This window comes from Streptomyces sp. NPDC030991, from assembly GCF_055571235.1.
On sequence record NZ_JBVIFR010000003.1, the window covers coordinates 446714 to 469896 of the forward strand.

Here is a 23183-nt window from a genome sequence, read left to right on the forward strand (position 1 = left end):
TGGGGGCCGCCGGGTTTGGGCGGCCGGATTCGAGGGGCGGCCGGATTCGAGGGGCGGCCGGGCTCGGGGGTTGGGGCGGGGCTGGGCTGGGCTGGGCTGCCGCTACTTGGACATGTTCGTCGGCGGTATCGGGGAGGCGGCCAGCGACTGCGGTGACGTGGTCGAGGCGTACGCGGACGGCGCCGACATGCCTGCCGTCGGGTCCGGGGCGGCCTCGCCGTCCACCCGCACCGGCACGCCGCCGACGATCCGGATGCCCGTCTCGTCGAAAGCCCGCTTGATCCGCCAGCGCAGCTCGCGCTCGACGGTCAGGGACTTGCCGGGCATGGTCTTGGCGGTGACGCGGACCACCATCGAGTCGAGCAGCACGCTGTCCAGGCCGAGCACCTCGATGGGGCCCCACAGCATCTCGTTCCACGGCTCGGCCTTGCTCATGGCCTCGCCCGCCTCACCGAGGACCGCCTTCACCCGGTCCAGGTCCTCGTCGGCGCGGACGGTGACGTCGACGCCGGCGGTGGCCCAGCCCTGGGAGAGGTTGCCGATGCGCTTGACCTCGCCGTTGCGCACGTACCAGATCTCGCCGTTGTCGCCGCGCAGCTTGGTGACGCGCAGGCCCACCTCGATGACCTCGCCGGAGGCGACGCCCGCGTCGATGGTGTCCCCGACCCCGTACTGGTCCTCCAGGATCATGAAGACGCCGGAGAGGAAGTCGGTGACGAGGTTGCGGGCACCGAAGCCGATCGCGACCCCTGCGACACCGGCGGAGGCGAGCAGCGGCGCCAGATTGATCTCGAACGTGCCGAGAATCATCAACGCGGCCGTACCCATGATCAGGAAGGAGGCGACCGAACGGAGTACCGAACCGATGGCCTGCGAACGCTGCCGCCGCCGCTCCACATTGACCAGCAGCCCGCCGAGCGCGGTGCCGTCGACGGCCTGCGCCGTACGGTTCATCCGGTCGATCAGCTTGGTGATGGCCCGCCGGATCGCGACGCGCAGCACGCAGGCGATGACGATGATCAACAGGACCCGCAGCCCGATGCCCAGCCAGGTGGACCAGTTCTGCTCGACCCAGCTCGCGGCCTGTCCGGCCTGCTCCTGGGCGTCCTTGAGGGTGGGTTGCGGGGAGTCGGGCGAGGATCCGCTCGCCCCCGCGGCCGACAGGACGGACAAGATCACGGCAGGTACCTCCAGGCGTAGCCATCCGCCCGCGCTCGGGACAGCTCGGGGACAGGAGCGGGCAGACTCACCACACTAACGGGGCATTGTGTGTGGATCGTTGTCATCTTCGAGGGAGAGACCGTGCTCACCTGGGGATGAGGGATGTGTGGTCGAAAACACTCCAAGGCCGTTACGTGGACATGGTGGCGCCACGACCAGCCCTGAGGGGAGACTGGCTACGAGATCGTCCCGGCGCGAGCCACGCGCCGCCGGCGTACAAGGAGGCATCCGTGCCGCATGTCCTGGTCCTCAACGCGTCGTACGAGCCGCTTGGCGTCGTACCGCTCCGCCGCGCGCTCGTACTCGTCCTCGAGAACAAGGCCACGTGCCTCGAGGAGTCCGGCGCCTTCATGCACAGCGCGACACGTACCGTCCCCGCTCCCAGCGTGGTCCGGCTCAAGCGGTTCGTCAGGGTCCCCTACCGGGGGCCCGTTCCTCTGACCCGGCGTGCACTGTTCGCCCGCGACGGCGGCCGGTGCATGTACTGCGGTGGCGTCGCAACCAGCGTCGACCACGTGATCCCGCGCAGCCGCGGGGGTCTGCACGCCTGGGACAACGTGGTGGCGTCGTGCCGCCGCTGCAATCACACCAAGGCCGACCGCCACCTGGTGGAGATCGGCTGGCGCCTGCGCCACAAACCGGCCCCGCCGTCGGGTCTGGCCTGGCGCATCATCGGGACCGGACATCGCGATCCGCGCTGGCTGCCGTATTTGCAGCCGTTCGGCGCGGACGAGGCACTGGCCCGGATCGAAGGCGTTTCCGCCTGACACTCGATCCGGGTCTCCGTGTTTGTCGGTTTTCGGTTTTCGGTTTTCGGTGTTCGGTTTTCGGTTTTTCAGTTTTCGGTTTTCGGTTTTCGGTTTTTTGGTGACGCTTTCCGCACCTCGTTCTTGGTGACCGGCGGCCCAGCGGGGGTGTCGGTCACTGGGTTCGGGGTGTCGGTCGACGGGTTCCGGGTGCCGGCCGATGGGTTCGGGGTGCCTCTTGTGCGGGCTGGTGCTTCTTGGTCCTGGCGGGCGTGTTCCGTGGGCGTCAAACCGGGAGCTATCGAAACCTCAGGTCAGGCGCGCGTACGGAGACCTGTGTCCAGCGCGCGGACCAACTCACCGACCCGTCCTCCGCCACTCGGCGCTGCCGGAAACCGTTGGAGCACGTCGACGACGGCCGGCGTCGCACGACGCACTGCCCGCGCCAGGTGCTCGGCACCAACGCTCCGCTCGTCGTCGGCGACGAGTTCCGCTGCTCTGGCCGCATAGGCCCCGGCGCCGAGAATGTGCTTGACCTGGGTGGCCTTGGCCAGCGGATGCAGGTAGGCGGAGCCCGCGGCAGACATCGCCGCCCACGCCGCCTCACGCGCAGCCGGAGTGTCCGCGCTCTTGGCCGCCTTGAGGGCCGCCGACGCTGTATCGCGCAGAGATTTGCCCCGTTCGCCGCCCCGGGCGAACTCCCACGCGGCACTGATGGCGTCCCGAGGCCGCGAGTCGCCCGGCTGGTCGGCCTCGAACACTCCGAGCACGGTCTCCGCACAGGCTGCGGCGAACCCGGCGACCTCACGAAGGTCCTGCTTGCTCAGTACGATCTCGCTCGCTTCCGCAGCCATGGGCCTATTTTTCACGCCGCTGGTGGGGGTTGGGGCGGTTGGGTACGCCGGGGGGCGGGGCGGCTGAGGGTTGCTGGGCGGACGCGCGGGCGTGGTTGGGAGTTGCTGGGCGGTTGGGCTGCTGAGCTGCTGGGCTGCTGAAGAAGGCGACCGAGACAGCTGATGCGAGGCGCCTGGCCTCCGCGCGGACACATGGTTAGAGCGCATCCCTGATAAGGATGAGGCCACAGGCTCAGATCGGGGTTTCGCGGAGCAGTACGCGCCCATACGGTGACCTGATGACGTCGATCAAGAAGTTCCAAGTCACCTTCGACTGCGCGGAACCTGAGCGCCTCGCCCGCTTCTGGTGCGAGGTGTTGGGGTACGTCGTGCCGCCGCCACCGGAGGGGTTCGCCACTTGGGACGAGTTCAAGCGCGCGCAACCACGTGAAGAGCAGGACGCGTGGTTCGCCTGCGTCGACCCGTCAGGCGTGGGCCCGCGCCTGTACTTCCAGCGCGTTCCCGAGGGGAAAGCCGTCAAGAACCGAGTACATCTTGACGTGCGGGTCGGCACCGGACTCGTAGGCGAGGAACGTCTCGCCGCGCTTGAGGCGGAGTGCGCACGACTGGTCCCGCTCGGCGCGGTACACGTGCAGACGCTGTACGACGGCAATGACTCATGCATCCCGATGCTGGACATCGAGGGCAACGAGTTCTGTATCGACTGAGCTTCCGCTCCTTCCCTACGCCGTTCCGCTCACCACGGCGTTCCGTTTCCTGCCACTTCCGTCCTTCCGCACGTCGTTGCGTTCCGTTTCGTTCCCGTTGCGGTCAAGGTTCGCTCGAAGGGCTGAGCATCCGGAATCTTTCCTCTCATTTACCTGAACGACCTGGCGCTATCACGGAGAGTGACGGATGGTGGAGGGGTGAGGACGGGCGGTTGATCGACGCGAGGGGGGACCGGCATGACCATTACGGCAGAGTTGGAGACACCCTCGGCACACGACGGTCCCCTCGGCGCGGATGCGCTGGCAGCCGCGTTGCGTCAGGTGCCACCCGCGCCGGAGACGGCGGCGATGCTGGGCGGGCTGAAACCGGAAGGGCTGTCGCCGGCGGGCCGGGTGGATGCGCTGGCCGTCACGGAGCGGCACATCGCCTGGCTGCAGGCGATGCAGGCCGAGTTGCTGACCGCCATCGCCGCGGCGGCAGCCGTGGCCGCAGAGCACAACGCCGGTTCCGAGGCGGCGGCCGACGCGGAGACCTGGGCTGCGGCAGAGGTCGCCTGCGCGCTGCGACTGGCCAACTCCACCGCCGAACAACGCTTGCAGACAGCCGGGTTGCTCACCAAGCGACACCCGAAGACACTGGCCCTGCTCGCCGACGGAGACATCTCCTATCAGCAGGCCCGGGCGATGGCGGAACTCTGCCAGGCGCTGCCGGCAGCGACGGCGGGCGACGTGGAAACGATGCTGGCCGACAAGATGCCCACCCAGGCAGCGGGGCAGACCCGGGCGGCCGTGCGCAGGGCAATCCTGAAAGCCGACCCGGACGGCGCCCGCTCCCGCCATGAGAAGCGGCGGCGGGACCGGGAGACAGTGCACTACCCGCACGAGGACGGCATGGCCTTCTACGGCGCGCTGCTGCCCGCCGAGCAGACCGTCCGGATGCAACAGAGCGTCGACGCGCAGGCAGCCACCTACGAGAACGACGGGCGCACCCTGGCCCAGAAACGCGCCGACGCCCTGTACGACCTGGTGGTCAACCAGCCGCAGAAGACCGGCCGTTCAGTATCGTCCAGGATCGTGGTGCAGGTGACGGTGGGCTTCGACACGCTGCTCGGCGCCGACGAGGAGCCCGCCGAGCTGCAAGGCTACGGCCCCATCACCGCCGGGCAAGCCCGAGAGCTGGCTTTCGCCCCGGGCACGATCTGGCGCCGCCTGCTCACCCACCCGAAGACGGGGCAGCTGATCAAGACCGACCCCACCACGTACACCCCCACCGCGGAGACGGCCCGGCACGTCACGGCGCGCGACCGCGAATGCGCCTTCCCGAGCTGTCACATGCCCGCATACCGCTGCGATCTCGACCACGTCCAGCCCTTCGATCACGCCGACCCCGCTCGGGGCGGGCAGACGGTGCCGGAGAACCTGCAGCCGCTGTGCCGCCGCCATCACCGGTTGAAGACTCATGGGAAGGGCTGGCGGGTCACCCGCGACAGCGCGACAGGCACCACCACCTGGACCACCCCTACTGGTCACGTGCACACCAACACGCCCCGCCGGTACCGGGAGTGAACGAACTCCGCAAAGGGGAGTGTTGGGGGAATCGCCGGGGAGGCGGGGCGCATGGGGGCCGCGAGGGAGACGGGGGGGGAAGGCGGCGGGGGCAGACGGGTGTGGGAATGCGGGGAGCAGCGGGGCACGGGCACGCCCGCGTGAGAGGGAGCGGCAGTCGGGGAGACAGCGGAGGGGCCCCGGGAAGTGGGCGGCACCCGCGCCCCTCCTCCGAGCGAAAGCCAGCCGCCCCTCCCTCCGAGCGGAAGTAACGAGTTGGTTGCCCGCTCCCCTTCCCCTATTGACGGCTCCTTCACCCCCGCCTTACGTTCCTCGCATCCAATAGGAAAGTTTCCTAACAGTGCGGCACGAGGAGGCAGCCCCATGGCCGGTACGGCTGGCACCCCCGGCACCCCGAGCGTGCTACGGGTCATGAACGACCGGGCCGCCCTCGACCTCCTCGTCGCCCACGGCCCGCTGACCCGTACCCGGATCGGCGAGCTCACCGGTCTCTCCAAGCCGACCACCTCGCAGATCCTCGGCCGCCTGGAAACCGCCGGACTCGTACGGACGACCGGCAGCCAGACCGGCCGCCCGGGCCCCAACGCCGTCCTCTACGAGATCCGCCCCGCCGCAGCCCACGTCGCCGCCCTGTCCGCCGACCCCACCGGCATCACCGCCGTGGTCGCCGACATCACCGGCGCCGAGTGCGGCCGGTGCCGCATCGAGGCGGAAGCCGTGGCCGAGGACGTGCGGCACCGCACCGCGCAGCTCGTCACCGAGGCCGTCGACGGCGCCCTCCGCCAGGCCGCGCTCACCCACGACGACCTGACCGCCACCGTCATCGGCACCCCCGGCGCCATCGACCCCGGCACCGGCCAGCTCCGTTACGCCCCGCACCTCCCCGGCTGGCACTCCCGCACCCTGCGCGCCGAGTTGGCCGAGGTCCTCGGCACGCCCGTCTCCATCGAGAACGACGTCAACCTGGCCGCGATCGCCGAGCAGTACGAGGGCGCCGCCCAGGACCATGACGACTTCGTCCTCGCCTACGTCGACGAGGGCGTCGGCGCCGCGATCGTCCTCGGCGGCGTGTTGCTGCGCGGCGCGACCGGCGGTGCGGGTGAGATCGGCTACATGCCGCTGCCCGGCGCGCCGCTGGCCCGCGGCGGCGACGCCGTTCTCGCCCGCACCGACGCAGGTGGCGGGTTCCAGAGTCTGGTGGCGGCACCGGCCGTACGCCAACTAGCGGGCGGCGCGGCCACGCTGCCCGAAGCGTTCAGCGACGAGGCTGTCCTGGACGAGGTAGCCCGCCGGCTCGCCACGGGTCTCGCCGCGGTGGTCGCCGTCGTCGACCCCGAACTGGTCGTCCTCTCCGGCCAGGTGGCCAAGGCCGGCGGCGACGCCCTGCGGGAACGGGTGGAGGCCGAGCTGACCGGACTCGCCCTGCCCCGCCCGCAGTTGCGCGTCAGTGAACTCGCGGGTGACCCCATCCTCACGGGTGCCCTGCGCACCGCCCTCACCCAGGCCCGCGACGCCGTCTTCGACACCAGCAGCGCCTGACCCCCGCCGTTCACCCCTCCCACCCGCGCCCCCGCCCACATCCCCTCTCCCCGTCCCCACCCCTCCCTCTCCCCGTAGCCCCACCCCTTCCCCGCCCCTTCCCCGCCCCTCTCCCTCCCCGCACACGTAAAGGACGTTCGCCATGCCCCGATGGCGTATACCGCTGCGCGCCCCCGTGGTGTTCGCCGCGGCCGGACTGATGCTCGCCGGCTGTGCCAACCCGAGTACGGGAAGCGCCGCCGACGATCCGACGAAGCCGGTCACCATCAAGTTCTGGCACGGCTGGTCGGCCGAGAACGAAGTCAAGGCGATCGACGACTCGATCGCCCGCTTCGAGAAGCTCCACCCGAACATCAAGGTGGAGTCCGTCGGGAACGTGAGCGACGCCACGGTCAACCAGGCCCTGCGCGCCGGCGGCGACGAGGCCCCCGACGTCGTGTCGTCCTTCACGACGAACAACGTCGGCCAGTACTGCGACTCCGGCATGTGGGTCGACCTCGACCCGTTCATGCGGAAGACCGGCCTCGACAAGAAGAAGGTGTTCCCGCAGTCCCTGCTCGACTACACGAGCTACAACGGCAACCAGTGCGCGCTGCCGCTGCTCGCCGACGCCTTCGGCATGTACTACAACAAGGACGCGTTCGACGAGGCGGGCATCGCGCACCCCCCGAAGACCATGTCCGAGTTCGTGGCCGACGCCAAGAAGCTCACGGTCAGGAGTGGCGGCTCGTACAAGCGTGTAGGTTTCATGCCGAACTTCCGGCTCTACCAGAACAGCCCCGACCGGCTGTTCGCGCAGTGGGGTCCGACGTACTTCGCCAAGGACGGCACGTCGCGGCTGGCGAAGGACCCGGCGACGTACGAGTTCTTCAAGACCGCCGGGAAGCTGATGGACGCGCAGGGCGGGTACGACGCCCTGGAGCGGTTCCGGACCTCGTTCGGCGATGAGATGTCCAACCAGAACGCGTTCCTCAGCGGCAAGCTGGCGATGCATCTCGACGGCGAGTGGCGCGGGCTCATGCTGAACGAGGCCAAGGCCGGCTTCGACTGGGACGTGGCTCCGCTGCCCGTCCCCGACGACCAGGCCGACACGTACGGGCGCGGTTATCTGACCGGCACGGTCGCCGGTATCGCGCACAGCAGCAAGCACCAGAACGCCGCCTGGGAGCTGGTGCGGTTCCTGACCGCCGACACCGATCAGGTGGTGCGGTTCGCGAACGCCATCCACAACGTGCCGTCCACGAAGGCGGCGCTCAAGTCGCCGAGGCTGGACGCCGATCCGACGTTCCGCACCTTCCTCGACATCGCGAAGAACAAGCACAGTCAGGTGCTGCCGCCCTCGACCAATGGCGGCATGTATGTCGTGCAGTTGCAGGACTTCTCGTACACCGAGGAGGCGGGCAAGGTCCCGGATCTGAAGAAGGGCCTGAAACGGCTCGACAAGCTCATCGACGCCGACACCATGCAGTCGCAGAACTGAGGTCCCGCGCATGGCACTCACACTCTCCCGGCCCGCGCGGCGCAGACTGCGCACGCTGGGCTTCCTCTCCCCGTGGCTGATCGGGTTCAGCGCCTTCTTCGCGTATCCGCTGCTCGCCACCGTCTACTTCTCGTTCATGCACTACAACCAGATCAAGGCGCCCACGTTCGTGGGGCTGCGGAACTGGAAGTACGTGTTCCAGGACATGCCGCTGTTCGGCCCGGCGCTGTGGAACACGTTGTGGCTGGTCGTGATCATGGTGGCGCTGCGCGTCGTCTTCGGCCTCTCCCTCGGGCTGCTCGTCACGAAGATCAAGAGTGGTGTCGGGTTCTTCCGGACCGCTTTCTACCTGCCCTATCTCGCCCCGCCGGTCGCCGCGACCGTGGCCTTCGTCTTCCTCCTCAACCCGGCGACCGGACCGGTCAACGAGGTGCTGGGCAAGATCGGTATCGACGGCCCCAACTGGTTCAACGACGCGGCCTGGGCCAAGCCGTCCCTCGTCATGCTGTCGCTGTGGGGCATCGGCGACCTCATGGTGATCTTCATGGCCGCGCTGCTCGACGTGCCGAAGGAGCAGTACGAGGCGGCCGAGCTCGACGGGGCGGGCCCCTGGGGCAAGTTCCGCTTCGTGACCTGGCCGTCGATCACCCCGATCGTGATGTTCGCCGTGGTCACGGGCGTCGTGCAGACCATGCAGTACTACACGCAGGCCCTGGTCGCCGGGAAGATCGCCTCCGGTGTCTCCATCGGTCCTGGCTCCGTGATCCAGCCCGGCTACCCCGACCACTCGACCCTCACGGTCCCCCAGCTCGTCTACTCGATGGGCTTCCAGAACTTCAACACCGGCGCGGCGTGCGTGCTCTCGCTCGTCCTTTTCGTCATCGCGATGGCCGTGACCATGCTGCTCATGCGCAAGCACTCGGGCCTGCTCGCGGCGGAGGACTGACCCATGACCACTGCGTCTTCTGCGAACGCGGCGTCCGCCGCGAACACCGCGAACACCACTTCTTCTACGTACCTGGGGTCGTCGCCGACGGCGTCCGCGACCCCGCACTCGAGTGTCTCGGGGCCCGCCCGCAAGCGCGCCCGGCGCAAGGAGATCCTGAACTGGATCGCCGTGCACAGCATCGCGATAGCCGTAGCGCTCCTCTTCGTCCTGCCGTTCGTCTTCGTCTTCCTGACATCCGTGATGAGTGACGACCAGGCGATGAGTGGTGATCTGTGGCCCAGTTCCTGGCACTGGGAGAACTACACGACCGTCTTCCGGACGGACGGCTTCCTGGTCTGGTGGAAGAATTCGATCATCTACGCCGGTCTGGGGACGCTGCTGACGGTCTGCTCGGCGGTCCCCGTGGCGTACGCGCTCGCCAAGTTCCGCTTCCGCGGGCGGCGGACGGCGATGCTGCTGGTCATCTCGACGATGATGCTGCCGCCGCAGGTCATCGTGATCCCGATGTACTTGGTGTGGGCCCAGCAGTTCCACCTCTCGGGGACGCTGTGGCCGCTGATCATCCCGATGGCGTTCGGCGACGCGTACTCGATCTTCCTGCTCCGTCAGTTCCTGCTGACGATCCCGAAGGAGTACATCGAGTCGGCGAAGATCGACGGCTGCGGTGAGCTCAGGACGCTGCTGAAGATCGTGGTGCCGATGGCGAAACCGGGTATCGCCGCCATCGCCCTGTTCCAGTTCTTCTACTGCTGGAACGACTACTTCGGACCGCAGATCTACGCGGCCCAGAACCCGGCGTCCTGGACGCTCAGCTACGGACTCGAATCCTTCAAGTCGGCGCACAGCGTCAACTGGAACCTGACGATGGCCGCGACCCTCCTCGTGATGGCGCCGGTCTGCATCGTCTTCTTCTTCGCACAGAAAGCCTTCGTCGAAGGCGTCACTCTCACCGGAGTAAAGGGCTAAGGACTGTTATGAAGCTCGCCGTGGTCGGCGGAGGATCGACCTACACACCCGAACTCATCGACGGCTTCGCCCGGTTGAGGGACACCCTGCCGATCGAGGAGCTGGTCCTTGTCGACCCGGTCGCCGACCGGCTCGAACTGGTCGGCGGGCTCGCCCGCCGGATCTTCGCCAAGCAGGGTCACCCCGGCACCATCCGCACCACGTCCGACGTGGACGCGGGCGTCGCCGACGCCGACGCGGTGCTGCTGCAACTGCGTGTCGGCGGACAGGCGGCCCGCAACCAGGACGAGACCTGGCCGCTGGAGTGCGGCTGCGTCGGCCAGGAGACGACCGGCGCGGGGGGTCTCGCCAAGGCGCTGCGCACCGTGCCCGTCGTGCTGGACATCGCGGAGCGCGTGCGCCGGGCCAACCCGAACGCCTGGATCATCGACTTCACCAACCCCGTCGGCATCGTGACCCGGGCCCTGCTCCAGGCCGGTCACAAGGCTGTCGGCCTGTGCAACGTGGCCATCGGCTTCCAGCGCAAGTTCGCCCGGCTGCTCGATGTGGCCCCCTCGGAGGTGCACCTCGACCACGTCGGCCTCAACCACCTCACCTGGGAGCTCGGTGTACGCCTCGGCGGCCCGGACGGCGAGAACCTGCTGCCGGGCCTGATCGCCGAGCACGGCGACGCGATCGCCGAGGACCTGCACATGCCGCGGGAGATCGTCGACCGCCTCGGGGTGGTGCCCTCCTACTACCTGCGCTACTACTACCAGCACGACGCCGTCGTACGGGAACTGCGCACCAAGCCGTCCCGGGCCGCCGAAGTGGCCGAGATGGAGCGGGAGTTGCTGGCGATGTACGGCGACCCGGCGCTCGACGAGAAGCCGGCGCTGCTCGCCAAGCGCGGCGGCGCGTTCTACAGCGAGGCAGCCGTGGACCTCGCGGCGTCGCTCCTCGGCGGCGGTGGATCGCCCCACCAGGTGGTCAACACGTACAACAACGGCACGCTGCCCTTCCTCCCCGACGACGCGGTCATCGAGGTGCAGGCGACGGTGGACGGCAAGGGTGCGCGCCCGCTGCCGGTGCCGAAGCTCGACCCGTTGTACGCGGGCCTCGTCGCCAACGTGACCGCCTACGAGGACCTCGCGCTGGAGGCCGCTCTGCGCGGTGGCCGCGACCGCGTCTTCAAGGCACTGCTGGCGCACCCGCTGGTGGGTCAGATCGAGTACGCCGAGCAGCTCACGGACCAGCTGATCGCGCACAACCGGGAGCACTTGGCGTGGGCCTGAGCACCAGCGTGCTCGCGATCGACGCGGGCAACAGCAAGACCGACGTCGCGGTGGTCGCGGCCGACGGCACTGTCGTCGGCTCGGCCCGCGGCGGCGGGTTCCAGCCGCCCAGGGTGGGTGTCGAAGCGGCCGTGGACGTCCTGGCGGACGCGGTCGGCCAGGCGTTCGCGCAGGCGGGCGTCGAGGCGGTCGGGCACGTCTCGGCGTGTCTGGCCAACGCCGATCTGCCGGTGGAGGAGCAGGAGCTGGCGCGTGCCCTGCGCGCCCGCGGCTGGTCGGCCGGGGCGAGTGTGGACGTACGCAACGACACGTTCGCGGTGCTGCGGGCGGGCCTGCTGGAGGACGCGGAGCCGCGCGGTGTCGCCGTGGTGTGCGGCGCGGGCATCAACTGCGTGGGCATGCTCCCCGACGGCCGGACCGCCCGGTTCCCGGCGATCGGCAAGATATCCGGCGACTGGGGCGGCGGCGGTGGCTTGGCGGACGAGGCTCTTTGGTACGCGGCACGGGCGGAGGACGGCCGCGGTGAGCGTACGGCTCTGATGCGGGCGCTCCCCGACCACTTCGGGCTCTCCTCCATGTACGCCCTGATCGAGGCTCTGCATCTGGGCCGGGTGTCCGCGGCCCGGCGGCACGAGTGCGCGCCCGTCCTGTTCGCCACGGCGGCCGAGGGTGACCCGGTGGCCCGTGCGCTGGTCGACCGGATGGCCGACGAGGTGGTGGCCATGTCGACGGTGGCGCTGCGCCGCCTCGACCTGCTGGACGAGGAGGCGCCGGTGCTGCTGGGCGGCAGTGTGCTGGCCGCGCGCCATCCGCAACTGGACGGTCGTATCGCGGCGTTGCTCGCGGAGCGGGCTCCGAAGGCGGTGCCCCGGGTGGTGTCGGAGCGGCCGGTCCTCGGCGCGGCGCTGCTGGGCCTTGACGCGGTCGGGGCTCCGCCCGAGGTGCATGGGCGGGTGCGGCGCTTCTACGCGGGGTGAGTTCCGCCTCGTAGGGCCGGCCCGCCTCCGGGAACCGAACACCCTCCCCGCACGTGTTCAAGAGGAGGGCCCGCAAACAAGATCGAGTCAATGCCTGTGCGGATGTCTGTCTCGGCAGCGATACTTGCGGCCGACGTACGACCATGGGGGAGGGTCGAGTGACATACCCGCCGAACGGGAGCGCGGCGCCGCCGGGGCACCCCGCCGCGCCGACGAGGCCGAGCGTGCCGCCGCAGCCGACACGGGGCGCGGCACCCGACGCGCCCGCGTATCCGCCCGCGCCCTCCCCCGGGCCCGCTCCCGTCCGCCGCACCGCGTGGGCGGAGGGCGTGGACCGGCTGCGTTCGGCGGCCACCACCGAGCCGGGCCGGCTGCGCATCATCGGCGCCGTGCTGGCCCTGCTCGTCGTCGCGTTCGGGGCGACGACGGCCTGGCAGATGACGGACCGCTCGGCCGCCGCCGACGACGTGCTGCACTCCAGTCAGCCGCTGAGCGCGGACGCCGCCGACATCTACCGTTCGCTCGCCGACGCCAACACGGCCGCGTCCAGCGGCTTCCTCGCGGGTGGCCAGGAGCCCGCCGCCGCGCGCGACCGGTACGAGAGGAACATCCGTACCGCCGCGCGGAAGCTCGTGACCGCCGCGGCCAGCACCGACCCGGGCTCCCCGTCGGCCGGGACGATCTCGAAGCTGAACACGCTGCTGCCGCAGTACAAGGGCCTTGTCGAGCGGGCCCGGGCCAACAACCGGCAGGGTTTCCCGCTGGGCGGCGCCTACCTGCGGTACGCGAACGAGAAGATGCAGACCGAGATGCTCCCGGAGGCGGAGAATCTCTACACGACGGAGAACGAGCGGCTGCGCGACGACTACGACGCGGCGACCCCGTACCCGTGGATCGCGATAGCGCTCGGTGTGCTCGCCCTGGCCGCGCTGGCCTGGGCCCAGCGCCGCAACTACCGGCTGACGAACCGGGTGTTCAACCACGGGATGCTGGCCGCCACGGCCGCCTCCGTCGTCGTCCTGCTCTGGCTCGTCGTGGGGCACACGGTCGCGCGCAGCGGGCTCGACTCGTCGTACGACGACGGGGTCCGGTCGCTGAACGTGCTGCATGACGCGAGCATCGCGTCCCTGAAGGCGCGGGGCAACGAGAACCTGACGCTGGTCAGCCGCGGCGCCGAGACGACGACCGTCAAGGGCGTGAGCAAGGACAAGTACGACGTCGACTTCGAGAAGCAGATGGACCTGCTGGCGAAGAAGCTGACGGCGGCGGACGCGCTGGCGGCGGACGACAGCGCGGGCAGCGCGCCGGTGGACGGCGCCAATGCCGGTATGACGGAGTGGATCAAGCGCCACAAGGTCGCCCACGATCAGGACGAAGCAGGCAACTACCAGGAAGCGCTCGACAAGATCATCGGTTCGAAGCAGGACAAGCCGACGAGTGAGTGCTTCGATGCGGTGGACCAGAATCTCGACAAGGCGCTCGCGCACGAGCAGCGTCAGTTCAGCACCGACGCGAGCGACGGGCGTGACGCGATGTCCGGACTGCCCGTCGGCGCCGCCCTGTTGACGGTGCTGGCCGCCGCCGGCGCGGTGCTCGGCGTCGGGCGCAGGCTGTCGGAGTACCGGTGAGAGGGGGTGCGGCAATGGATGAGCGAGGTGTCCGCACGGTGAGTATGCGCGGCTGGGGCGGCGTGGCGGCGATGGCGGTCGCCTGCGCCCTGACGGTGGTGTTCGCGCTGCTGCTCCCCTTGTCGCAGCGCGGCGCCGGCGGGGGCGACGGGAGTACGGGCACCGGTCCGGGCGGCCTGACCGCCGGGGTGCAGGCCCGTGCGGACGACTGCGACCCGGACGAGGAGGGCAAGGAGCCGGAGCGCAGTGTGAGCCGGTCCGGCAGTGACAGCGGCGGCGCGGTGCAGGCCATCAAGGACCGCGGCTATCTGAGCGTCGGCGTCGACCAGAACAGTTACCGGTGGGGTTACCGGGACCCCAACAACACGCGGAAGTCCGCCGAGTTGGAGGGCTTCGACATCGATCTCGCGCGGGAGATCGCCAAGGATCTCTTCGACGACCCGTCGTCGCAGAGGATCCGTTTCAAGGCCATCCCCACCAACCAGCGCATCCCCGCGATCCAGCGCGGCGAGGTCGACATGGTGGTCCGTACGATGACGATCAGCTGTGACCGTCTCGAGGACGTCGACTTCTCGACCGCGTACTTCCAGACCGGCCAGCAGGTGCTCGCCCCGAAGGCCTCGGGGATCGACGGGTTCGACGAGTCGCTCGGCGGCAAGCGGGTCTGTTCCGCGGCGGGTTCGACGGCCGAGTCGGCGCTGAAGCAGGGCAAGGCGGACCGCGGTGTCCCGGCCGACACGGACATCTCCACGACGGTGCCGAACCAGCTGGACTGCCTGGTGCGCCTCCAGCTCGGCGAGGTCGACGCGGTGGTCACCGACGGCGCGCTCGCGGCGAGCCAGGCCGCCCAGGACCCGACGGTGGAGCTCAAGGGCGAGCCGTTCACCAAGGAGTACTACGGCATCGCCATGAAGAAGGGCTCGGACGAGCTGGTACGCCGGGTCAACAAGGTCCTGGAGGAGTACCGCAAGCCGGGCGGCGGCTGGCAGAAGTCCTACGACCACTGGCTGAAGCCGGCGCTCGGCGAGTCGGAGGGGCCGCCGGCACCCAAGTACAAGTGACGCCCCGTGTTGTCCGGCCGGTTGTGGGATCCGAAAGAAGCGAGAGGTGATCGATGGGCACCGCGGGACCCCCTGGTCCGGTACTGGACCGGGACGAGGTGGACCGTGCCCTGGCCCGGCTCGGCGCGGAGCACGAGGCGATCGAGACGTCGCTGCTCGCGCTCCAGGACCACGCCGGGCGGCGCCTGCTGGAGGGCGCGCAGCTGACCGGGGCGACCCGGGACCGCTGGGCGGCGGCCGAGCAGGCGATCACGCTGTTGTGGACGTACTTCGACGCGTACGCGGGCGCGTTGCGTGCGGCCCGTGAGGTGCGGGCCCGGCGCAAGTGGCCGAACCGGGACGACCTCGTGCAGCTGACGGAGCTGTTGCGCGGCGAGTCCGTCACGGTCGCCTCCGCGGCCGGGCAGGGGCCGGCGTCGCCGACGCTCACCGGGCCGGCGAAGCTCTCCGAGCAGTTCACGCTGGCGGCGCTCGTGGCGCGGATGAACGACCTGTACGCGTCGTCGCTCGACATGGTGGTGGCCGCGGACGCGGTGTGGTCGGCGCTGCCCGCCCGGATAGATCTGCTCGCCGCCGAGCTGGGCCGCACCCGGCGGCTCGCGCACTCCGTGGGCGTACGTCCCGGGGAGCATCCGGCCGGTGACGACCTGGAGCGGATCACGGGCGCGCTGACCCGGCTGCGTGAGCAGGTGGTGTCGGACCCGCTCACGTACTGGCGGAAGGCGCCGGGCAGTTCGGCCCCCGGCGGGGGGCGCCCCGACACGACGGCGTACGACCGGCAGGCGCGTGCGCTGGAGGAGGTGCGGCGCGAGATCGAGGCCGTGCTCACGGTGCGGCAGGACGCGGAGGCGCGGCTCGGCCGGCTGCGGGACGTGCTCTCACGCGCGGACCGTACGCTCGCCGAGGCGAGATCGGCACGCGGCGAGGTCCTCGCGAAGATCGCCGCGTCGGAGGTGCCGGCGGTGTCCGGTCCTTCGCGGGCGTTGCAGGAGCAGCTGGCGAGGGCCGCCGAGTACCGCAGACACGGCCAGTGGCACCGGTTGTCGCCGCTGCTGGAGTCGTTGGAGGAGAAGGCCGATGACGAACTGCTGCGCGCCCGCGAGTCGTTGACGGCCGTGACCGCGCCCCTGGCCGTCCGCGCGGAGCTGCGCGGGCGGCTCGACGCGTACAAGGCGAAGGTCGGGCGGCTGGGTTTCGCGGAGGACCCGTTCCTGGTGGAGCGGTACGACGCGGCGCGCCGCATGCTGTGGAGCGCGCCCTGCGATCTGCGGGTGGCGGAGGAGGCGGTGCTGCGCTATCAGCGGGCGGCCGCTGAGGTGTTGTCGGCGGGTGGGCCCGAGCGGGCCGCGCCCACCGACCGGAGGGGGGAGTCGTAGCCATGGCCGAGGCACAGAAGTGCACGCGGCCCGGTTGCCCGGGTGCGTACGAGGATGTCGCGGGTGAGGTGTACTGCGACACGTGCGGGTTGAAGCCGGACGGAGCGGCGGTGAGCACTCCGGCGCAGGCCGCGGGGGCGTCGTCGGTGTCGGAGGCGTCTTCGGTGTCGGAGGCGTCGGGGGCGGTTTCCCTGACCTGTCAGCGGCCCGGCTGCGACGGCTCCTACGAGGATGTCGGCGGCGGCGAGCTGTACTGCGGTACCTGTGGGTTGGCTCCGGTGGTGTCGCCGACGGGTCTGGTGTCGTCGCCGCCCACCGGGATCGCGGCCGGTGGCTCGCGCGGCTCGCAGAGTTCGGCGTCGGGTTCGCGGGCGTCGTCGCGGTCCTCGCGGTCCTCGCGTACGTCGTCGCGGTCCTCGCAGTCGCGCCGGTCGGTGTCGGGGCGGCTGTCGCGGGCGCTGTCGGGGAGTGCGGCGTCGCGGTCGGTGTCGGTGCGCAGTTCGGGTTCGGCGGCGAGCAGTTCGGGGCGGGCCCGGCTCGGGGCGGGTCTGGTGCGGGTCCCGGACGTGCCGCGGCCCGACCCGCGCGTGATGGTGCAGGACCGCCCTGAGGTCCCCGAGCGGAAGCGATTCTGCTCGCGCTCGGACTGCGGGGCCCCGGTGGGGCGGGCGCGCGGCGACCGGCCTGGCCGCACGGAGGGGTTCTGCACGAAGTGCGGCCACCCGTACTCGTTCGTGCCGAAGCTGGGGGCCGGCGATGTCGTGCACGGCCAGTACGAGGTCGTGGGTTGCCTGGCGCACGGCGGCCTCGGCTGGGTCTACCTCGCCGTCGACCGGGCCGTCTCCGACCGCTGGGTGGTCCTCAAGGGGCTGCTCGACACCGGTGACCAGGACGCGATGGCGGCGGCGATCTCGGAGCGGCGTTTCCTCGCGGAGATCGAGCACTCCAACATCGTCCGCATCTACAACTTCGTCGAGCACCTCGACCAGCGCACCGGCTCCATGGACGGCTACATCGTCATGGAGTACGTCGGCGGCAAGTCGCTGAAGGAGATCGCCAACGAGCGGCGCACGCCCGGCGGCAAGCGCGACCCGCTGCCGGTGGAGCAGGCGTGCGCGTACGGCATCGAGGCGCTGGAGGCGCTCGGCCATCTGCACAGCCGCAACCTGCTGTACTGCGACTTCAAGGTCGACAACGCGATACAGACCGAGGACCAGCTCAAGCTCATCGACATGGGCGCGGTCCGGCGGATGGACGACGACGAGTCGGCGATCTACGGCACGGTGGGCTATCAGGCGCCCGAGGTCGCCGAGGTCGGCCCGTCCATCGCCTCCGACCTGTACACGGTCGCCCGTACCCTCGCGGTCCTCACCTTCGACTTCCAGGGCTACACGAACGTGTTCGTGGACTCCCTGCCGGACCCGGACAACATCGAGGTCTTCCACCGGTACGAGTCGTTCTACCGGCTCCTCGTCCGCGCCACCGACCCGGATCCGGCGCGCCGGTTCGCCTCCGCGCAGGAGATGACCGAGCAGCTGACGGGCGTGCTGCGCGAGGTGGTGGCGTTGCAGACGAGCCGGCCGCGGCCCGCGCTGTCGACCCTGTTCGGGCCCGAGGTGAAGGTGACGGACACGGAGCTGTTCGCCCGACAGGAGGGCGAGGTGTCGTACCTGGGGGCGCGGGTGATCCCCGTGCGCGTACGGCAGAGGGCGGCCGCGCTCGCCGCCCCGCCTGCCCCGGCCCTGCCGCCGTCGCCGTCCGCTCTCGTCAAGCGGCTCCAGGGCCCGGCGACCGCGCTGGCGCTGCCGGTGCCGCGGGTGGACCCGGGCGATCCGAACGCCGGGTTCCTCGCGGGCCTGATGGCGTCCGCGCCCGCCGAGCTGCTCTCCGCGCTGCACGCCGCGCCCACCGGCTCCCTTGAGCTGCGCCTGCGCGAGCTGCGGGCCCGCCTGGAGATGGGTGAACCCGGCGCGGCGGTGGCCGGGTTGGCGGCGCTGGAGGCCGACCATCCGGACGACTGGCGGGTGGTCTGGTACCGGGGTGTGGCGGCGCTCGCGACGGGCGACCACGAGAACGCGGCGCTGTCGTTCGACGCGATCTACGACGCGTTCCCCGGCGAGCCCGCCCCGAAGCTCGCGCTCGGTGTCTGCGCGGAGGTCCTGGGGCAGCTGGACAACGCGGCGGAGTACTACCGCCTCGTCTGGTCCACCGACCCCAGCTATGTCAGCGCCGCCTTCGGTCTGGCGCGGGTGCAGCTCGCGGCCGGTGACCGGGGCGGCGCGGTGCGCACCCTGGAGTCGGTCCCGGAGTCGTCGATCCACTACACGGCGGCCCGCGTCGCCTCGGTGCGGGCGCGCCTTCGGGGACGTATGACCGAGGGTGTCAACGGCGACCCGCTGCTGCACGATCTGACCGCGGCGGCGGGACAGGTCGAGGCCCTGGAGTCGTTCGGCCTCGACGCGGTCCGCCGCGAGCAGTTGTCCACCGAGGTCCTCGGCACGGCGCTGGACTGGGTACTCTCCGGTAGGCAGGGTTCCGGTCAGCTCCAGGGCCCCGGGCGCACGGTGGTACTCGGCAATGATCTGGACGAGCGCGGCCTGCGTGTCGGCCTGGAGCGCTCGTACCGGACACTTGCCAGGCTCGCTCAGCGCGGCGAGGAGAGGATCGAACTGGTGGAGCGGGCCAACCGCTACCGCCCCCGGACGTGGGTGTGAGTTGATGTCGCAGACGCACCAGCCGACCGCTATGTCAGTGTGTCCCAGCTGCGAGGAGCCGCTCGACGAGGGCGACCGCTTCTGCGGAGCCTGCGGATACGACCTGTCGTCGGTGCCGCCCGTGCCCGACGGCCGGCCGGCGCCGGCCGTGGCCGCCCCGGAGGCGGCGCGGGACCCGGCGGCGCCGCGGGCGGCCGGGGCCGCGGAGGTGGACTGGCCGGACGCCCCCGAGCCGGGCAGTTCGGAGACGCCCGCGCCGGTGCATCTGCCGGCCGACCTCGTGGGCACCGAGTCCGGCGGCGGTGAACTGCCCGCGGCCGTACGGTTCGACGACCCCGCGGAGGGTGACTTCCCGCTGGCCGCGCCCGATCCGCGGACGGTGCCGCCCGAGCAGCTGGAGGCCGCGACGCCGCCCGCCGGCACCAAGGTGTGCGTGGCGTGCCGTGCCGGGCAGGTCGACGCGGACGGCTACTGCGAGAACTGCGGGCACGCCCAGCCGCGCGAACGCGACCACATGGAGCAGGAGTTGGGTGCGGTCGCCGCCGTCAGCGACCGCGGTCTGCGCCACCATCGCAACGAGGACGCGTTCGCGATCTCCTCGGCGGCGCTGCCCGACGGTTTCCCCGCGGTCGTCGCCGTCGTCTGCGACGGGGTGTCGTCGGCGACCCGCCCCGACGACGCGTCGCTGGCCGCGTCCCGCGCCGCCAACGAGGCACTGCACGAGTCGCTGCCCCGCGGCACGCACCCGCAGCAGGCCATGCACGAGGCGATCGTGGCGGCCGCCGAGTCGGTCAACGCCCTCGCCCAGGAGCCCGAGACGGCCCGCGAGCACCAGCCCCACCAGAACGCGCCGGCCTGCACCTTCGTCGGTTCGATCATCACGCGCGAGCTGCTGATCGTCGGCTGGGTCGGTGACTCCCGGGCCTACTGGGTGCCCGACGACCGGGCGGCGCCCGCGGCCCGGCTCACCGAGGACGACTCGTGGGCCGCGCAGATGGTCGCCGCGGGCCTGATGAACGAGGCGGAGGCGTACGCCGACGAGCGGGCCCACGCGATCACGGGCTGGCTCGGCGCGGACGCCTACGAACTGGAGCCGCACACCGCTTCCTTCAAGCCGGACCGGCCCGGTGTGGTGCTGGTCTGCACCGACGGGCTGTGGAACTACGCGGAGGCCGCGGAGGAGCTGGCGCGGATCGTGCCCGCCGACGCGGCGCGCCGCCCGCTGCACTGTGCCCAGGTGCTCGTCGGCCACGCCCTGGACGGCGGCGGCCACGACAACGTAACAGTGGCGGTGCTGCCGTTCCCGGTACCGCGGCAGGGGGCAGGATCGGCCTAGGCGGGACCGCTCCGTGCGGTGCGGCCCAGGCGGGACCGCTCCGTGCGGTGCGCGCCGAATGTCAGCAATGGTCTTGTTCAGGGGGGACTTGTCACCATGGCCAACTTCTCGAAGTCGAACGTCCCGCAGTTCTCGGTCGAGGTCTATCAGAACGAGTTCCTGCCGGAGGGCGGCCGCGAGGTCAACGCGATCGTCACCGTGACGTCCACCGGCGGCGGCACCGTCGGCACCGCCGTGGGCGCCCCGCACCTCTACAGCGCGGGCGACGGCCCCGAGGCGGCGGTGGCGCTCATGGTGGACTGTTCCGGCTCGATGGACTACCCGCCGACGAAGATGCGCGGGGCCCGCGACGCCTCCGCCGCGGCGATCGACACCCTGCGCGACGGTGTGCACTTCGCGGTGATCGCGGGCACCCACGTCGCCAAGGAGGTCTACCCGGGCGGCGGCCGGCTCGCCGTCGCCGACGAGTCCACCCGCGCCCAGGCCAAGCAGGCGCTGCGCAAGCTCTCCGCGGGCGGCGGCACCGCGATCGGCACCTGGCTGCGTCTGGCCGACCGTCTCCTGTCCTCCGCGGACGTGGGGATCCGGCACGGCATCCTGCTCACCGACGGGCGCAACGAGCACGAGTCCCCGGAGGACCTGCGGGCCACGCTGGACGCGTGCGCGGGCCGCTTCACCTGCGACGCCCGGGGTGTCGGCACGGACTGGGAGGTGAAGGAGGTCACCGGTGTCGCCTCGGCGCTGCTCGGCACCGCCGACATCGTCGCCGACCCCGCGCACCTGGCGTCCGACTTCGCGCTGATGATGGAGACGGCGATGGGCAAGGAGGTCGCCGACGTCGCGCTGCGCCTGTGGACGCCGCTCGGCTCGGAGATCAAGTTCGTGAAGCAGGTGGCGCCCAGCGTCGGTGAGTTGACGGAGCGCCGCACGGAGGCGGGACCGCGGGCGGGCGACTACCCGACCGGCTCGTGGGGTGACGAGTCCCGCGACTACCACGTGTGTGTCCAGGTCCCGCGGGCCGAGCTCGGCCAGGAGATGCTGGCGGCCCGCGTCTCCCTGGTGATCCCCCAGCCGGACGGCTCGGCGCAGACTCTCTCGCAGGGGCTCGTCCGCGCGGTGTGGACGGACGACATGACCGCCTCTACGTCGATCAACCCGCAGGTCGCCCACTACACGGGCCAGGCCGAACTGGCCCAGGTCATCCAGCAGGGCCTGGACGCGCGCAAGGCGGGCGACGCGGACGGGGCGACCGCGAAACTGGGCCGGGCGGTGCAGCTCGCGGCGCTCTCCGGGAACGCCGATACGGCGAAACTGCTTTCGAAGGTGGTGGACGTGGTCGACGCCGCGGAAGGTACTGTTCGATTGAAGGCGAAGGTCGCGGAGGCCGACGAGATGACTCTCGAGACCCGCTCCACCAAGACCGTTCGCGTGAAGAAGTAACAGCAACCACAGCTCAGACTGACGTACGAATACGTACGAAGGAGAGGGGGAAGCGCCGACATGCCGACCTGCCCGAACGGACACCAGTCGGGTTCCGACGACTGGTGCGAGGTCTGCGGTCACCGCATGACCGGTGCCGTGCCCCCGCCTCCCCCGCCGCCACCGGCCGGTTACGGATATCCCGGGCCGTCCGCGCCGCAGGCGCCCGGAGGCATGGGCGGAGCGCCCGAGCTCTGCCCGCAGTGCCGTACGCCGAGGGAGGGTGGCGCCCCGTTCTGCGAGGAGTGCCGCTGGAACTTCCTCACGAACACGGCGACGTCGTACACCCCGGCGGCCCCGAACCCGCCCCTGCCCAACCAGGGCGGACCCGGTGGTCCCGGTGGTCCCGGCGGCCCCGGCGGTCCGCAGGGGCCGAACCCGGCGCTGCGGTTCCAGCAGCCGCCGCAGGGCCGCGACCCGTACGAGTACCAGGGCTCGCGCCCCTCGCAGATGAACCGGCCGGCCGAGCCGATCCCGCCGAACCCGTTCGGCGGTGAGCCCTCGGGCCCGTCCCCGTTCCCGCCGCAGGGGCCGAACGGCACGGGTGGCGGTGTCCCGCAGGCGTTCCAGCAGCGGCCACCGGCCCCCGCTCCGACGCAGCCGGGCCCGCTCGCGCCGCCGCCGTACCCGTCCAACCCGTCGTTCGGTGGGGGCGGAGCCGGTGGCGGCCCTGGTGGCGGCCCTGGCGGTGGTGCGAACGGTGACGACTGGGTGATCTCGCCGCCGTCGTCCCCGGCGACGACCGCGCCGCCCTACCAGCAGCAGCCGCCCCAGCAGCAGCCGCCCCAGCAGCATCAGCAGCCCCCGCAGCAGTACACGCAGCAGCAGCCGCCGCAGCACCAGCAGCAGCACGCCCCGGTGAGCTGGTCCGCGACGATCGGCCCCGACCGCGAGTACTTCATGGCGATGATGCACCGCAGCGGCCCCGAGGCGTCGGGCCTGAACCTGCCCGCGTACTCGCCCGAGCAGCAGCGTCAGCTCGTCGGCAACCAGCTCACGATCGGCCGCCGCCGCCACTCCACCGGCGACACCCCCGACATCGATCTGTCGGTGCCGCCGGAGGACCCGGGCGTCTCGCACTCGCACGCGGTGCTGGTGCAGCAGCCGGACGGCACGTGGGCCGTCGTCGACCAGAACTCGACGAACGGCACGACGGTCAACGGTGGCGAGGAGCCGATCCAGCCGTTCGTCCCCGTGCCGCTCCAGGACGGCGACCGGGTGCACGTGGGCGCCTGGACCACGATCACCATTCACCGGGGCTGAGACCCCGGCCCCCCGCGGCCCCCTGGGACGGCGCACGAAGTGCGCCT

Annotated in this window: 18 protein-coding genes; 16 read left to right on the plus strand and 2 right to left on the minus strand. The window is 71.0% G+C overall.

The genetic code is table 11. The features are described 5' to 3' along the window. Positions 1-102 precede the first annotated feature (102 nt). Positions 103-1179: a mechanosensitive ion channel family protein gene (locus tag ACZ45E_RS08150; RefSeq protein WP_468217998.1), complete on the minus strand. Its 1077-nt coding sequence runs from the start codon at positions 1177-1179 to the stop codon at positions 103-105. Between the two features lie 272 nt (positions 1180-1451). On the opposite strand from ACZ45E_RS08150, the gene ACZ45E_RS08155 reads away from it, so the two are divergent. Continuing rightward, entirely contained in the window at positions 1452-1988 is a 537-nt protein-coding gene (locus ACZ45E_RS08155) for an HNH endonuclease (RefSeq protein WP_324769927.1), read from the plus strand. A 293-nt stretch (positions 1989-2281) separates the two neighbouring features. On the opposite strand, the gene ACZ45E_RS08160 is transcribed toward ACZ45E_RS08155, so the two are convergent. Continuing rightward, positions 2282-2821 carry a putative immunity protein gene (locus ACZ45E_RS08160; RefSeq protein ID WP_468218001.1) on the minus strand — a complete coding sequence of 180 codons (540 nt, stop codon included), beginning with the start codon at positions 2819-2821 and terminating at the stop codon, positions 2282-2284. Between the two features lie 278 nt (positions 2822-3099). Here ACZ45E_RS08160 and ACZ45E_RS08165 point away from each other — a divergent pair, with 278 nt between their 5' ends. The 15 genes from ACZ45E_RS08165 to ACZ45E_RS08235 all read left to right on the plus strand — a co-directional run bounded on the left by ACZ45E_RS08165 (position 3100) and on the right by ACZ45E_RS08235 (position 23136). Beyond that, a complete protein-coding gene (locus ACZ45E_RS08165) occupies positions 3100-3528 on the plus strand; it encodes a VOC family protein (RefSeq protein ID WP_468218004.1) in 429 nt (142 codons plus the stop codon). Positions 3529-3765: 237 nt separating this feature from the next. Then, complete coding sequence (locus ACZ45E_RS08170) at positions 3766-5094, plus strand: HNH endonuclease signature motif containing protein (protein WP_468218006.1); 1329 nt, start codon at positions 3766-3768, stop codon at positions 5092-5094. A 363-nt stretch (positions 5095-5457) separates the two neighbouring features. Further along, entirely contained in the window at positions 5458-6633 is a 1176-nt protein-coding gene (locus ACZ45E_RS08175) for an ROK family transcriptional regulator (RefSeq protein ID WP_468218009.1), read from the plus strand. 142 nt (positions 6634-6775) lie between these two features. After that, a complete protein-coding gene (locus tag ACZ45E_RS08180) occupies positions 6776-8113 on the plus strand; it encodes an ABC transporter substrate-binding protein (RefSeq protein WP_468218012.1) in 1338 nt (445 codons plus the stop codon). A gap of 10 nt (positions 8114-8123) precedes the next feature. Beyond that, a complete protein-coding gene (locus tag ACZ45E_RS08185) occupies positions 8124-9059 on the plus strand; it encodes a carbohydrate ABC transporter permease (RefSeq protein ID WP_468218014.1) in 936 nt (311 codons plus the stop codon). A 3-nt stretch (positions 9060-9062) separates the two neighbouring features. Continuing rightward, a complete protein-coding gene (locus ACZ45E_RS08190) occupies positions 9063-10028 on the plus strand; it encodes a carbohydrate ABC transporter permease (RefSeq protein WP_468218017.1) in 966 nt (321 codons plus the stop codon). 8 nt (positions 10029-10036) lie between these two features. Next, a complete protein-coding gene (locus ACZ45E_RS08195; protein ID WP_468218019.1) occupies positions 10037-11302 on the plus strand; it encodes a 6-phospho-beta-glucosidase in 1266 nt (421 codons plus the stop codon). After that, the gene (locus ACZ45E_RS08200) at positions 11293-12279 is read left to right on the plus strand and encodes an N-acetylglucosamine kinase (RefSeq protein ID WP_468218020.1); all 987 of its coding nucleotides are present in this window, start codon (positions 11293-11295) and stop codon (positions 12277-12279) included. Before ACZ45E_RS08195 ends, ACZ45E_RS08200 begins: the two co-directional genes overlap by 10 nt. A gap of 158 nt (positions 12280-12437) precedes the next feature. Next, entirely contained in the window at positions 12438-13907 is a 1470-nt protein-coding gene (locus ACZ45E_RS08205; RefSeq protein WP_468218023.1) for a hypothetical protein, read from the plus strand. Between the two features lie 14 nt (positions 13908-13921). Then, positions 13922-14968, plus strand: coding sequence for a glutamate ABC transporter substrate-binding protein (locus ACZ45E_RS08210; RefSeq protein ID WP_468218025.1), 1047 nt, complete (start codon positions 13922-13924; stop codon positions 14966-14968). Positions 14969-15021: 53 nt separating this feature from the next. Further along, positions 15022-16344 (plus strand): hypothetical protein, encoded by a 1323-nt coding sequence (locus ACZ45E_RS08215; protein ID WP_468218026.1) that lies wholly within the window; start codon positions 15022-15024, stop codon positions 16342-16344. 2 nt (positions 16345-16346) lie between these two features. Beyond that, positions 16347-19058: a serine/threonine-protein kinase gene (locus ACZ45E_RS08220; RefSeq protein WP_468218029.1), complete on the plus strand. Its 2712-nt coding sequence runs from the start codon at positions 16347-16349 to the stop codon at positions 19056-19058. Positions 19059-19089: 31 nt separating this feature from the next. Then, the gene (locus ACZ45E_RS08225) at positions 19090-20394 is read left to right on the plus strand and encodes a PP2C family serine/threonine-protein phosphatase (RefSeq protein WP_468218030.1); all 1305 of its coding nucleotides are present in this window, start codon (positions 19090-19092) and stop codon (positions 20392-20394) included. A gap of 96 nt (positions 20395-20490) precedes the next feature. Further along, positions 20491-21834, plus strand: coding sequence for a vWA domain-containing protein (locus ACZ45E_RS08230; RefSeq protein WP_468218033.1), 1344 nt, complete (start codon positions 20491-20493; stop codon positions 21832-21834). Between the two features lie 60 nt (positions 21835-21894). Next, positions 21895-23136: an FHA domain-containing protein gene (locus ACZ45E_RS08235; RefSeq protein WP_468218035.1), complete on the plus strand. Its 1242-nt coding sequence runs from the start codon at positions 21895-21897 to the stop codon at positions 23134-23136. The last annotated feature ends 47 nt before the right edge of the window (positions 23137-23183 follow it).

Excerpts from the sequence above, each read along its gene's own strand:
- ACZ45E_RS08170 (WP_468218006.1), top strand. The coding sequence starts at position 3,766 with ATGACCATTACGGCAGAGTTGGAGACACCCTCGGCACACGACGGTCCC.
- ACZ45E_RS08195 (WP_468218019.1), top strand. The coding sequence starts at position 10,037 with ATGAAGCTCGCCGTGGTCGGCGGAGGATCGACCTACACACCCGAACTC.
- ACZ45E_RS08185 (WP_468218014.1), top strand. The coding sequence starts at position 8,124 with ATGGCACTCACACTCTCCCGGCCCGCGCGGCGCAGACTGCGCACGCTG.
- ACZ45E_RS08230 (WP_468218033.1), top strand. The coding sequence starts at position 20,491 with ATGGCCAACTTCTCGAAGTCGAACGTCCCGCAGTTCTCGGTCGAGGTC.
- ACZ45E_RS08160 (WP_468218001.1), bottom strand. The coding sequence starts at position 2,821 with ATGGCTGCGGAAGCGAGCGAGATCGTACTGAGCAAGCAGGACCTTCGT.
- ACZ45E_RS08180 (WP_468218012.1), top strand. The coding sequence starts at position 6,776 with ATGCCCCGATGGCGTATACCGCTGCGCGCCCCCGTGGTGTTCGCCGCG.
- ACZ45E_RS08215 (WP_468218026.1), top strand. The coding sequence starts at position 15,022 with ATGGGCACCGCGGGACCCCCTGGTCCGGTACTGGACCGGGACGAGGTG.
- ACZ45E_RS08235 (WP_468218035.1), top strand. The coding sequence starts at position 21,895 with ATGCCGACCTGCCCGAACGGACACCAGTCGGGTTCCGACGACTGGTGC.
- ACZ45E_RS08190 (WP_468218017.1), top strand. The coding sequence starts at position 9,063 with ATGACCACTGCGTCTTCTGCGAACGCGGCGTCCGCCGCGAACACCGCG.
- ACZ45E_RS08175 (WP_468218009.1), top strand. The coding sequence starts at position 5,458 with ATGGCCGGTACGGCTGGCACCCCCGGCACCCCGAGCGTGCTACGGGTC.
- ACZ45E_RS08220 (WP_468218029.1), top strand. The coding sequence starts at position 16,347 with ATGGCCGAGGCACAGAAGTGCACGCGGCCCGGTTGCCCGGGTGCGTAC.
- ACZ45E_RS08210 (WP_468218025.1), top strand. The coding sequence starts at position 13,922 with ATGGATGAGCGAGGTGTCCGCACGGTGAGTATGCGCGGCTGGGGCGGC.
- ACZ45E_RS08165 (WP_468218004.1), top strand. The coding sequence starts at position 3,100 with ATGACGTCGATCAAGAAGTTCCAAGTCACCTTCGACTGCGCGGAACCT.
- ACZ45E_RS08225 (WP_468218030.1), top strand. The coding sequence starts at position 19,090 with ATGTCAGTGTGTCCCAGCTGCGAGGAGCCGCTCGACGAGGGCGACCGC.